Genomic DNA, 13,097 nt, shown 5'->3' with positions numbered 1-13,097 from the left:
GGCGATGATCAAAACCAAATATTATGACGGTATTCTCGAGGCGCAGAAGACGCAGCGTCCTGCTGCGGAACTGCCGGCCTTCGATATACAACGCCTTCGCACCACCAAGAGCCTGATCGGACGGATTCTGGCCCCGCTGGCTCCGGAGCCGGGTACGGCGTTCCGCTTCCTCCGGCGTTTTTGGCCCATGCTGAGAATTGGCAAGTTCCTGCTGGTGACCAGAAATGCCGATGTCCGCGAAATCCTTGAAAGGCAGGATGTCTTCGAGACACCCTACGGTCCGGAAATGACGGAAATTGCCGGCGGGTTCAACTTCATCCTCGGCATGCAGGATGGACCTGCTTATCGCCGCATGAAGTCAACGGTTCTCAGCGCCTTTCCCGTGGACGAGATCGGCTGGAAGGTGAGGGAGATCGCCGCACAACATTCACAGGACATCATGCAGCGGGCCGGGCCCGGCTTCGATGTCGTGCGGCATCTGTTGAAGATCGTGCCGGCGCGCATCTGCCGGGACTATTACGGCATGACGATCGACGACGACAATGAGTTCGTCGATTGGTCGAATGCGCTGAGCGGGCTTTTCTTCGGCGATCCGGGCGGAAAGCCTATAGTCCGCGAACTCGCAGTCGTTGCTGCAGCCCATATGACAAGGGCGGTGGATCTCTCGATCCAGGCGATTCGCGAGGGGCGCACGGATCGGGAAACGCCGCTCGGACGTCTCGTGGAAATGCTCGACCGTGACACACCAGCGGTGAGTCTGGGCGAAGTTCATTCCATCATGCTCGGCATGATCGCCGGTTTTGCGCCGACAAACCTTCTGGCTGCGGGCAATTGCCTTGATGTGATCCTTTCACGCCCAGAAGCGCAGGAGGCAGTCGAAGATGCCGTAGCCAACGGTGACAATGAACAACTCGACCGTGCGATCCGCGAGGCGATGCGGTTCAAGCCGATCTGGTTCGGACCATTTCGCTACACGGCCCAAGACGTTGTCATTGCAAAGGGAACCCCCCGCGAGCGCACGGTCAAGGCGGGGACGTCCGTGATGCCGGCGACCTTCTCGGCAATGTTTGATTCCGATGCCGTCGAACGGCCGGACGAGTTCGACACCAACCGTCCTGCCCGTGACTATCTCCTCTTCGGCCATGGCATCCACCAGTGCATTGGTGCTGCAATGGCGAAGATACAGATCGCCGAGGCATTTCGCGCCTTGTTCACGAAGAAGGGTGTGCGGCGGGCAAAGGGAAGGGCTGGCAAGCTAAACTCTCTCGGAGCCTATCCGGAGAGCCTGAAGGTCGATTTCGAGACCTCTCGGCTTTCGAAGACCGTGACCCATTCCATGGTTACCGTCATCTGCAAAGTCGAACCTGGCGTCTCGTTGAAAACTCTGCGCGAAAAGGTGGCTGCGTTTGGCAATCCCGCTACGGGTAAGATTGCCGCCGCACTTGACGCGAACGGCTCCATTCATTTCGCGAGCCTCGCTGTTGCCTGCAAGGCGGAGCCTGCGGACGAGAAGAGCGATGATGAGGCGCATCTGGTCCTGGAGCTGTCTGGAGATGGGACGGATGACGCCGTGATGGACAATTTTGCCGCGACTGCCGGTCATTTTGTCAGGGAGATATTCGAAGAAGCGTGCGGCCTGAGCAGCGCGGAAGCGCTCGAAACGTTCATGCGCAAGCACGCGGTCAAGATCTCACAATTGTTTGGCAGCAATGCCGGCCTGGTCTTCTCCGGCACGCCGGGACATTCCGTTGCGCGCATTCACGCCGAAGCAAAGCTGGAAAATGCGGCGCGGCAGATCATAGCAACGATGGACAGGCCCGGCGGCGAGAATGCAGGCAAGACGCTGGCCAAGGTCAGAGAGCGCCTGGCTGAAAACAAGGACTATGGCTGGGCGCTGGAGCCCGCCGAGGGTCAGCTGGAATTGGCGGGAGGAAGCGCCTGGCGCGCCGCCTGGATGACTTTCAAGGCGCCATGGATATTGGTCCCAACGGTGATCACGCTGCTTGTCCTATGGTGGATGACCTTCAATCTGACCTTCGGTCTCGGGGGCGGTGTCATTCGGATCGCCTTCCTTAGCATCCTCGCATTGGGACTTACCCTTGGGGGGATTATCGTATTCTTTGGCATAATAGGTGGGCTGCTTTACCTTGGGTTGAGACGCCTCGAAAAACGCGACGTGCCGAGCGAAAGCTCGGTCGATCCCGATCGTCTTGAAACGATAATCTCTCGCGAAAACCATATCCTGCAAAACAATCTGACCGCGATCTCGGTCATGAAGCCCAGTACGATGAGAAGGCTCGCCTTGCGGCTGACCTTCTACATAATCTCCATCTCGGCGAAGAGCATCTATCGACCCGGTTTTCTCTCCGGCATCAACACCATTCATTTTGCCCGATGGGTGCTTCTGCCGGGCACCAACAAGCTTATGTTCTTCAGCAATTACGGTGGAAGCTGGGAAAGCTACCTGGAGGATTTTATAGCCAAGGCCCATCTCGGCCTGACCGGTGTGTGGAGCAACACGCTCGGCTTCCCACGTACGCGAGGGCTTTTCCGGGATGGCGCGACGGACGGCGACCGGTTCAAGCGTTGGGCGCGGTTGCAGCAGATACCGACATTGTTCTGGTACTCCGCCTATCCGGAGCTCAATACCGGTCGGATACGCATGAATTCGCTCATTCGCTCAGGCATTGCCAAGGCTGAGACGGAGAGCGAGGCGCGTGATTGGCTTGGCCTGTTCGGCTCAACGCCTCGCCCCCCCGGCACGCTGGAAACGAGAGAGATACAGACGATCTTCTTCGGACCGCTAGGGCCGCTGCATCTCGGTCAGATGGTTGCCGTTCGCATACCGGATGGGCTTTTGCGCACAAAGCGCAAGGCATGGCTGAAATATGTTGCCCTTAGAACCAGCTTCGCGAACCAGTTGCCGAAGGATTGCGCGACGGTAGCCATGTTCGGCCCGCAGGGACTGGTGCGTCTTGGACTCGACGATGACGCGGCAACCGGAGGCCTGTCGACATTTCCGTCCGTCTTTCGGCAAGGCATGGGCAGCCCGGCCAGAAGCCGCGTGCTCGATGATGTGGGAAACAGCGCACCGGAAAAATGGGACTGGGGCTCGCCCGAAAAGCCCGTGGATGCGGTGGTGGTGTTCTACGCCGACGATGAGAAAATCCTCAGGGAAAATGTCGCGGCGTTCGAGAAGGAAACGAAAGCGGCCGGAATGACAATTGCCGCGCAGTTGCCGCTCGCGGTCAAGCGCAAGGGGGAACTGGCCTACGAGCATTTCGGCTTTGCCGACGGCATCTCGCAGCCGGTGATCAACGGCACGCCGCGCTCCAGCAAACCTGTCGATCCCATGCATCAAGTTGCGCCGGGCGAGTTCCTCTTCGGGTACAAGGACGAACTCGGCTTCTATCCTCCGACACCAACAATCCCGTCTTCGCTCGATCGAACCGGTATTCTGCCGGAGATCGAGAAAGAGGAACTGCCGCTGTTCGGCTGCGAATCCGATCTTCGGGATTTTGGCAGGAACGGCACTTTCGTCGTCATGCGCCAGATAGAGCAGCACGTCGAAAAGTTCCACGGCTTCTGCCAGGCGGCTGCGAAGGAGCATCGGCGCAAATCGAACAACGCCGCCATAACGCCTCACTGGATCGCTGCAAAGATGGTCGGGCGCTGGCAGGATGGAACATCGCTGGTGCGCAATCCAAACGCCCGTGGCGCGCGTGAACCGGACAATGATTTCTCCTTTGCCGATGAAGATCCGCAAGGGCTGCAATGCCCGCTTGGCTCGCATGTGCGCCGGTCGAACCCGCGCGATTCACTGGGCGAGGACCGTGCGGCCCAGATCAAGATCAACAAGCGCCACCGTATATTGCGCGTCGGCAGAACCTACGAAAAGGATGGAGAGAAGGGCCTGCTGTTCATGTGTCTCAACGCCGATATCGAGCGTCAATACGAGTTCATGCAGCAGAGCTGGGTTTCCGCCGTCTCTTTTAATGGCTTGCAGGAAAAAGACCCGGCGATCGGTACGCAAAAAGACGATGCAGGCCGCTTTTCGATCCCGTCACCAGAGGGAAGCATAGTGCTGGAGAAGCTTCCGAGCTTTGTAACCACGCGGGGCGGGGGTTATTTCTTCATGCCGAGCCGTTCGGCCATTCAGTATCTGATTTCACGGCTGTAAGCGTGTGGCGATCAGCCGTCTTCGAAATCGGCGATGTCCTGCAGCGCCTGCCGGTCCTTAACGCGAATGCCGCCCCGCTTCATTTCGATCAGGGAGCGGCCGCGCCAATCGTTCAGGATCTTGTTGACCGATTCTCGGGTCGCGCCGAGAAACTCGGCAAGCTCGGTCTGCGATATCGATATCCACCCTCCGGAATCGCCCATATGCCCGGAAAGGAAGTTCAGGCGCTTCGCAAGGCGCGCCTCGATCTTCAGAAGCGCGTGATCTCCCAACTCGCCGCTTACCCATCGCAGGCGGGCGCAAAGCAGTTCGATTATGGCGCGGGCAAGGGGAGGGTTCTTTTCGATCCTGTCGAAGAGCTGGTTGCGGCTGACGGAGACCAGCTCGCAATCGGTGAGACATGTTGCTGTCGCTGTACGGGGCAGGCCGTCCAGCACGCCGATCTCGCCGACCAGGCTCTGCGAGAGTTCCATATTGGCGACGAGCTTTTTCCCGCTGGAGGAATAGATGGAAATCTCGACAGTACCACTCAGGACGCCATAAAGGCGCTCCGGCATATCCTCTTGCAGGAAAAGATGCTCGCCTGCGCGATAGCGCTCGGGTTTGCAATCCTTGAACAGAAGGTTGAAAAGACCCGGACCAAGCCTGACGGCGCGCGCAGCTGAATCGTTGTGCCTGTCGACGTCGGCATTTGGCCTTCGATTGTCTTCTGACAGCATCTTGGCGTTAACTCGTTCATTCAGGGAGGAACCGCTGCGTGCAGCGATTTTCCTACCTTGCGAATATCGGATCAGTCGATACACGGTCAACCGTGCACGGTCAGCTTCATTTATCGGCATGCTGAATCAACGTTCAATTGATTATAGCATCTTTTCTTGCAGGCAAAGGTACGTTTCGAGCGGCCTACTCCGGCAAGCCAGCCTGGCGTAGCGCGTCGAGGTAGCGATCCATCACTTTTCCGTCCTTCCAGGGTACGCCGGCCCGCGTGCTGGCGATATTCGTACCCGGCGCGATGCGCAGCAACTCTGCGACGGCAGCACCCGCCGCGTCCGCCTGGCCCAGCGTGCCGTAACTTGCGGCGAGGAGACGATGTGCCGTCGGGAAGCTCTGGTAAAGATGGATGGCCTTCAGGCCCCATTCGATGGCTTCATCGTAATTTTCATCGGCAAATTCAGCCAGTCCGAGAAAGGCGTATGTCCAGTAGTTGGCCGGATCGCGCGGGCTGAGCCGTAAGGCTTCTTTGAGGCTTTCGCGTGCGTTTTCGCTGTTTCCAGACAATGCATAACCGCCACCGCCCCACATATGCGCAAAGGCGAGGTTGGGATTTATCGTGAGCGCCGTATCCAACCTTCGGAAAGACTCGTCGTAACGACGCATGAACAAGGCCACCCCACCAAGTATGGTATGGGCTTCGGCATCGCGGCCGTCCAGTTCCACGGCTCTCGTTGCCATTTCCTGGGCTCTCGCCAGCAACTGGCCGGGATGACCGCCGCGCGCGTAGAGCACATCCCAGATGTCACAGGTCGCGTGAACAACCATGGCTCTCGCCATGCGTGGATCGAGCTCAAGCGCCTGATCTGCGAATTTCCGAGCTTGCACACAATGCTCTTCGGTGAGGCGCCAGGCATGCCAGTTGGCTCGCATCACCGAATCCCAGGCGTCGAGGCTCGAGGGATCCTTACGGCGGGCGCGCTGCATCTCGGCGCCCATCAGTTCCGGTGCTACGACCCCAACTATGCTGGCCGTGATCTCATCCTGCACGGCGAATATGTCGTCGAGTTCGCGGTCGTAGCGTTCCGCCCAGACGTGATTGCCGGTGACCGCGTCGATAAGCTGGGCCGTGATGCGGATGCGTTTGCCACCCTTGCGCACGCTGCCTTCCAGCAGATAGCGGACACCCAGTTCGCCGGCTGTCTTTTTCACGTCGACTGCCTTGCCCTTGTAGGTGAACGACGAATTTCGCGCCGTGACGAAGAAGGCATGATTGCGCGAAAGCTCGGTGATGATGTCTTCGGCTATGCCGTCGGCAAAATATTCGTGGTCCATCTCTGGGCTCATGTCCTGAAACGGCAGCACAGCGATCGAAGGCTTACCGGAAGCTTCCGGAACCCCGCGTGGCGAAGCGGACCTGTTTTCGGGCATGATTTCGAGGCGAACCCGGTAGACACGAACCGGTTTGCGGATGTTCTTGACCTCCCGTTCGCCCATGTCATCGAAGGCAAGGTCGAGCTTGCCGACGACCTGCTCGAACACGCTCGCCGTGATCGAGATGCCGCCCGGGTCGGCGAGCCCTTCAAGGCGGGCGGCCAGATTCACGCCGTCGCCGAAAATGTCGTCGCCATCGATCACGATGTCGCCCAGATTGATACCGGCGCGATATTGCATGCGTCGCTCCTTGGGCAACGAAGCCTCGGCTTTGGCAATCGCCCGTTGAATCCTCACCGCGCTTTCAAGTGCGTCGACGACGCTGACGAACTCAACCAGCAGGCCGTCGCCTGTGGTTTTGACGATGCGGCCGTGATGCTCGTGCACAATAGGGTCGATCAGTTCCTGGCGATGGGTTCTTTGTCGGCTGATGGTTCCTGTTTCATCAGCTTCCATGTGCCGCGAATAACCGACCATATCGATGGCCAGAATCGCAGCCAGTCGCCGTGTCACGCGGTCGGTGGTCAAAAATCATTCCTCGCCGGAGACGCACCACACGGAGCTTACGATCCCCGCTTCTGCGAGTCCACGCGAAAGACTGCCGTTCCTTGAATACCGTTCGCGGCACGCCGAGACGAAGCGACCCTACTTGGCTGCAGGCCTTGTCCAGGCATCAGGGTCCGGCGCCGGCGGGATGGTGGCATCCCGCGAAAGCAGACCCGTCATGCGGGAAAAGGCCATGAAGGATCGCCTTGCGTCTTCCGCAGTCACCTGATCGATCATGGCAGCGGTGCAGGCTTTCAGCGTCGTTCGATAGACCGGTCCCTGCCGGCCAACGGGCCACGCCTGCAGAAAGTCGAGCGCCTGATCGACGCTATAGATTTCCGTCACGATTTCATCGGATCCGACAACGAGCCGAACCGGCATAAAAAACTGCAACCTATCCATGTGTTTCCTCCCAGAAACGCATTGCACGTTCAGATTATCATCCTTTTTGCTGGATTGCTCGACTTTTAGCGGACTATCGATAGCCGAACACAAACAGTTGCTTTCGTGGGAATCGGCCGATTGGACGCTTGTCGTTTTACAGCAATTCTGTCGCGGAGGACCGTGACAGAACTCAACGCTGAACTGTCAGCTAAGTTGCAGGAGCACGAAAAGAAAAGTGGTCGCCAAGCAGGATTGTTTGAAGCTCAGCCTTTGGCGAGGATATGCGCCTCACGCGCAGCTGCGATGAATGCCCGCCGCGCTTTCCGGACAGGCTGCCATCCATCGAGCGTGTCGCGGCAAATGCGCAATGCAGCCTGGTATTTCGGACCGGGTATTGCCGGCCTGTTTTGCGACAGGAATTCAATGCCTTCCCATGCCGTGGTGATGATACGCCGATGATCTGCGTCCAGATTGACTTCAACGGGAACGGGGAAAACCTGGTCGCTCATTTCTTGATCCTGCGCTGAATCGTGGCTGTTCCGGAAAGCCGATCAGACCGGCTGCCCGCCCTCGACCAAAATGTCGGCTTCACGGGCAGCGGCTATGAAAGCGTCGCGGGCAACCAGAAGGGTTTCCCTCCCGGCAATCGCCATGACGGACGCCGCATAGGCGTCGGCATGGCGGGGACCGCGAAAGGCCGGCCATTTCTTGGAAAGGAATTCAGCCGCGCTGTCTGCGTTCTCGATGACATGAACCGACGAATTAGGCGCGTCTGCCACCGCTACCGGTGCAACGAACTGATGGTTCAACACAGACCTCCAACTTTGCTTCCGGCGGATCGAACTCGTGGTGGAGCTTCTGGTTCCAACCTGGAAGAAAGATTTTTCCCGACCAGCCCATTTATAGCACCGGTAAGGGGAAGTTCAGGCGACCCTCATTGGGATAAGACATACATCAAAATGAACAGATGCCGACAGCTGGGCCAGCCGCTCCTCATACAAGCGAAGCAGCCAACTCGGCTGGGTGGTTACACCCAGCCGCCGTCTACGACAAAATTCTGTGCTGAACACATTCTTGAATCGTCGGATGCCAAAAACAGGGCCATGCGCGCAATATCGTCGGGCATGACCCGTCCGGCGAGGCACTGGCTTCGGTCGATCAGTTCATTGGCCGCATCGTCCACCCAGAGATCGAGCTGCCGTTTCGTCATCACCCATCCCGGCACCAGCGTGTTGACGCGGATGCCATGCTTGCCGAGGTCGCGTGCAAAGGAACGCGTCATACCATGCGTCGCAGCCTTTGAAGCGGCGTAGCCCGGATAGCCGCCACTCGCCATCATCCAGCCTACGGAGCCGAAATTGACGATCGAGCCGCCGCCGGCGGCAATCATGCCGGGCGCCACAGCCTGGATGGCAAAGAACGCATGGCGCAGGTTGACCGCGATGCGGGTGTCGAAATAGTCGGGCGTCACGTCCCGCCAGTCATGGCGCGTGTCGTTTGCCGCATTGTTGACCAGTGCACGCGTTGCTCCGTGCGCTGCCTCGATCGCGCCGATTGCCGCGCGGTAGGCATCGATGTCGGTGACGTCGCAGCGCTGGAACATCACCCTTCCGCCCTGCGCCGAGATCTCGGCGCTTAGTGCTGTGCCATCGGATTCGGCCAGATCGACGAACCCGACCTTAGCACCTTGTGCAGCGAAAGCCCGCACGAGCGCCTCGCCGATGCCGCTTGCGCCGCCCGAAATGATTACGGGAAGCCTGTCAAGGCTCGGATACGTTGCATCTTTCATCGAATGCTCCTTACAGGGCGCGGACTTCGGTGGCCATGTCGGCGTCAAGTTTAAGAGCATTGCGCAAGGGGAGGCCAAAGTCTCCGGCCTCGATCTCGAAAACATCGCCCGCTTCGGTTTTCACGCCATCGGCAAAAGACAGTGTTGCGGTTCCGAACATGTGGACATGAACATCGCCGGGCTGCCGGAACAGGTCGTACTTGAAGTGATGATGCTCCAGATTGGCTATCGTGTGAGACATGTTCGCCTCGCCAGACAGGAACGGCTTTTCCCACAGGGTCTTTCCCCCCCGCAGGATTCGGGACGTGCCGTGCAAATCGTCGGGCAGTTTTCCGACCAGAATCTCCGGCCCGATGGACGCATTGCGCAGCTTGGAATGGGCGAGATAGAGATAGTTGATCCGCTCGGTGACGTGATCGGAGAACTCATTCGACAGCGCGAAGCCTATCCGGAAGGGCGTTCCATCGTCGCCGATGATATAGATGCCGGCGACTTCCGGTTCCTCACCGGCATCGAGGGCAAAGGCGGGCGACGACAGGGGCTTTCCAGGATCGACGATCATCGTGCCGTTGCCCTTGTAGAACCATTCCGGCTGCACCCCCGGTTTGCCATCGGTCGGCTTGCCGCCCTCGACCCCCATGCGGAACATCTTCATGGAATCTGTGAGCTTCTCCTCAGCATTCACAGTCTTGTGCATGGCGTCGCGTGTCGCGGCAGATCCGAGATGCGTGAGGCCCGTTCCCGTTACATAGAGATGGGCGGGGTCGGGATGACGGATCGGCGACATGACACGGCCTTCGCGATAGGCGGCCTTGAGATCCACCGTTTCACCTCGGCCACGTTCTTCTATGACGGCATTCAATGGCTTGCCGGCGCGAACAGCCTCAAGTGCAAGCGCATAGACCGATTTCGCCCCCTTGACCAAACGGGCCTCGCCATTGTCGCGAACCGCTACGGAACTCAGTCCGTCGGGACCTGAAATCTGGGAAATAAGCATCTCGCCTCCGTCTTTTTCCAGCGCCCGACATGCCGCTCGGCATAGGGCGCAATACTTCACCACCGCGCAGCGGACGCTTGCCACCACGCGCTCATATTTTTGCAGTAACGATTCCGATGCGCCGATCCGGCTTGTACGCTGGGCTTCTATCCGTTCTTTCGCATTGGCGCTGCCGTTTCTTAATTGCTGCTTGCGGCTACCTCCTGCCGGCTCAAGCTTTATTCTTGTTGTAGACGTCGAATACGACCGCACCGAGCAGGACCAATCCCTTAATGACCTGCTGCCAGTCGATATTGATGCCCATCACGCCCATGCCATTGTTCATGATGCCCATGATAAAGGCGCCGATCACCGCGCCCGTTACCTGCCCAACGCCGCCCAGCGCCGATGCGCCGCCGACGAAGACGGCCGCGATGACGTCGAGTTCGAGGCCGGCGCCGGCTTTCGGCGTCGCCATGTTGAGGCGCGCCGAGTAGATCAGGCCGGCCAGTGCCGCCAGCATGCCCATGATGACGAAGATGTAGAAGGTGAGCCGCTCCGTATGAATGCCGGAAAGTGCCGCCGCCTTGACGTTGCCACCCATCGCGTAGATGCGCCGGCCGAAGGTCATGCGCTTGGTGATGAAGACGAACAGCGCGATCAGGATGCCCATGACCACCAGCACGTTCGGCAAGCCCTTGAATGACGCGAACTTGTACATCAGGAACAGGAGGATGCCGGCCATCACCAGGTTCTTGATCACGAAGAAGGCGAATGGCTCCGCATCGTAGCCATGGCCCTCGCGGTCCCTGCGGCTTTTCAAGGCGAAGTAGAGCATCGCCAGTACGATGAGGATGCCGATCACCATCGTTGTCGAGTGGAGGACGATGCCGGTATTGGGTATCGGCGCACCGGCCGCATTGAGCGTCGGCGCGACAAGCCTCAACGGCCCGATGACGTCGGGGATGAACCCGGCGCTGAGAAGCTGGAATAGCGGCGGAAACGGCCCGACCGAACGGCCGCTGAGCACGTTGAGCAGCAGGCCCTTGAACACGAGCATGCCTGCCAGTGTTACGATGAAGGAGGGGATCTTCATGAAGGCGATGAAGTAGCCCTGTATGCCGCCGATGACAGCACCAGCCGCGATGCACAGGAAGCCGGCAAGCAGCGGATTCATGCCGTAGTCGACCATCAGGATCGCCGCGACGGCGCCGATGAACCCCGCGACGGCGCCGACCGAAAGGTCGATATGGCCGGCGACGATCACCAGCAGCATGCCCAGCGCCATCACGATGATGTAGGAGTTCTGAAGGACGATGTTCGTCAGGTTCACCGGCAGGAACAGGATGCCGTTGGTCATGACCTGGAAGAAGACCATGATGGCGACCAGCGCGAGAACGAGCCCGTATTCGCGCAGGTTCTCCTTCATTGCGTGCTGCATCGATGCCCTTGCGGCACTGACGCCTGGTGTGGCTTCGGTGCTCATGAGGCTGCCCTTTCCAACTGATCTTCCCGGGCCGTGCCGCGCACGATTGCCCGCATGATCTTTTCCTGGCTGGCTTCGTGGCTTGCCAGTTCGCCGACGATGCGGCCCTCGTTCAGCACGTAGATGCGGTCGCAGATGCCCAGCAGTTCCGGCATTTCCGATGAGATGACGAGGATGCCTTTGCCTTCGTCCGCCAGCTTGTTGATGATCGTGTAGATTTCATACTTGGCGCCGACATCGATGCCGCGCGTCGGCTCGTCGAGGATCAGCACGTCGGGATTGGCGAACAGCCATTTCGACAGCACCACCTTCTGCTGGTTGCCGCCCGAAAGGTTGCCGGCGATCTGGTAGACGCTGGACGAGCGAATATTCGTCTTCTTGCGATACTCGTTGGCGACCTTCAACTCGGCCATGTCGTCGATAACGCCGTTCCTTGAGACGCCCGGCAGATTGGCTATGGTCACATTGTGCTTGATGTGGTCGATCAGGTTCAGCCCGTAGACCTTTCGGTCTTCCGTGGCGTAGGCGAGGCCGCTGGCGACCGCCTTGCCGACGGTCGATGTGTCGGCGCGCTTGCCGTGCAGGAATACCTCCCCGCTGATGTTGGTGCCGTAAGTTCGGCCGAATACGCTCATGGCGAACTCGGTGCGCCCGGCTCCCATCAGGCCGGCAATGCCCACCACCTCGCCCTTGCGCAGATTGAGGTTGATGTTCTTGATAACCTGCCGCTCCGGATGCAGCGGGTGGTAGACCGACCAGTTCTTCACCTCGAAGATCGTCTCGCCGATCTTCGGCGTGCGCGATGGATAGCGGTTTTCGATCGAGCGGCCGACCATCGAAGTCACGATGCGGTCCTCCGTGATGTCGGCCTTGTCCATAGTCTCGATCGACTGCCCGTCGCGGATGACGGTGATCTGGTCGGCTATGCGTTGGATCTCGTTCAGCTTGTGCGAGATCATGATCGAGGTCATGCCTTGCGCCTTGAACTCGAGCAACAGGTCGAGCAGCGCATCACTGTCCTTTTCACTGAGGCTTGCGGTCGGCTCGTCGAGGATCAGCAGCTTCACTTCCTTGGAGAGCGCCTTGGCGATCTCGACCAGCTGCTGCTTGCCGGTGCCGATGTTGGTGACCAGCGTATCGGGATCTTCGCGCAAGCCCACTTTCCGCAGCAATTCCGAAGAGCGGCGGCGCACGGTGTTCCAGTTGATGACGCCGTTCTTCGCCTGCTCGTTGCCGAGGAATATGTTTTCGCCGATCGACAACAGGGGCACCAGCGCCAGTTCCTGATGGATGATGACGATACCGACCTTCTCGCTGTCATGGATGCCATTGAAGCGGCATTCCTTGCCTTCGTAGTGGGTTTCGCCTTCATAGCTGCCGTACGGGTAAACGCCGGACAGAACCTTCATCAGCGTCGACTTGCCGGCTCCGTTCTCTCCGCAGATCGCGTGGATATCGCCGCGGCGGACTTTCAGGTTGACGTTTTCCAGCGCCTTGACGCCTGGAAACGTCTTGGTGATGCTGCGCATCTCGAGGATTATGTCGTCGTTCATCGTCCTGCTGTCCTGCTCCCATCCTCAGCTGCCGCAGG

10 protein-coding genes are annotated in these 13,097 nt (G+C 59.1%); 1 reads left to right on the top strand and 9 read right to left on the bottom strand.

The window, feature by feature from the left end; all coding sequences use genetic code 11:
* Nucleotides 1-4: 4 nt before the first annotated feature.
* Entirely contained in the window at nt 5-4,180 is a 4,176-nt protein-coding gene (locus BM413_RS04850; RefSeq protein WP_091910957.1) for a cytochrome P450, read from the top strand.
* A gap of 11 nt (nt 4,181-4,191) precedes the next feature.
* Here BM413_RS04850 and BM413_RS04845 read toward each other — a convergent pair whose 3' ends face one another.
* From BM413_RS04845 to mmsA, 9 genes are all read right to left on the bottom strand, one after another.
* Nucleotides 4,192-4,899 (bottom strand): Crp/Fnr family transcriptional regulator, encoded by a 708-nt coding sequence (locus tag BM413_RS04845; protein WP_091910956.1) that lies wholly within the window; start codon nt 4,897-4,899, stop codon nt 4,192-4,194.
* Nucleotides 4,900-5,083: 184 nt separating this feature from the next.
* Nucleotides 5,084-6,853: an adenylate/guanylate cyclase domain-containing protein gene (locus tag BM413_RS04840; RefSeq protein ID WP_091910954.1), complete on the bottom strand. Its 1,770-nt coding sequence runs from the start codon at nt 6,851-6,853 to the stop codon at nt 5,084-5,086.
* 117 nt (nt 6,854-6,970) lie between these two features.
* Nucleotides 6,971-7,252, bottom strand: coding sequence for a DUF982 domain-containing protein (locus tag BM413_RS04835; RefSeq protein WP_348272884.1), 282 nt, complete (start codon nt 7,250-7,252; stop codon nt 6,971-6,973).
* Between the two features lie 266 nt (nt 7,253-7,518).
* Entirely contained in the window at nt 7,519-7,764 is a 246-nt protein-coding gene (locus BM413_RS04830) for a DUF982 domain-containing protein (RefSeq protein ID WP_091910951.1), read from the bottom strand.
* A gap of 42 nt (nt 7,765-7,806) precedes the next feature.
* Complete coding sequence (locus tag BM413_RS04825; RefSeq protein WP_165867700.1) at nt 7,807-8,064, bottom strand: DUF982 domain-containing protein; 258 nt, start codon at nt 8,062-8,064, stop codon at nt 7,807-7,809.
* 218 nt (nt 8,065-8,282) lie between these two features.
* The gene (locus BM413_RS04820) at nt 8,283-9,044 is read right to left on the bottom strand and encodes an SDR family NAD(P)-dependent oxidoreductase (protein ID WP_091910947.1); all 762 of its coding nucleotides are present in this window, start codon (nt 9,042-9,044) and stop codon (nt 8,283-8,285) included.
* Between the two features lie 10 nt (nt 9,045-9,054).
* The gene (araD1, locus tag BM413_RS04815; protein ID WP_091910946.1) at nt 9,055-10,041 is read right to left on the bottom strand and encodes an AraD1 family protein; all 987 of its coding nucleotides are present in this window, start codon (nt 10,039-10,041) and stop codon (nt 9,055-9,057) included.
* A gap of 211 nt (nt 10,042-10,252) precedes the next feature.
* The gene (gene mmsB, locus BM413_RS04810) at nt 10,253-11,506 is read right to left on the bottom strand and encodes a multiple monosaccharide ABC transporter permease (protein WP_091910944.1); all 1,254 of its coding nucleotides are present in this window, start codon (nt 11,504-11,506) and stop codon (nt 10,253-10,255) included.
* Entirely contained in the window at nt 11,503-13,059 is a 1,557-nt protein-coding gene (mmsA, locus tag BM413_RS04805; RefSeq protein ID WP_091910943.1) for a multiple monosaccharide ABC transporter ATP-binding protein, read from the bottom strand. Before mmsA ends, mmsB begins: the two co-directional genes overlap by 4 nt.
* Nucleotides 13,060-13,097: the final 38 nt, after the last annotated feature.

Source organism: Mesorhizobium sp. YR577 (assembly GCF_900116595.1).
Taxonomy (GTDB): domain Bacteria; phylum Pseudomonadota; class Alphaproteobacteria; order Rhizobiales; family Rhizobiaceae; genus Mesorhizobium_M.
This window is presented reverse-complemented; position numbering and strand designations above follow the sequence as displayed.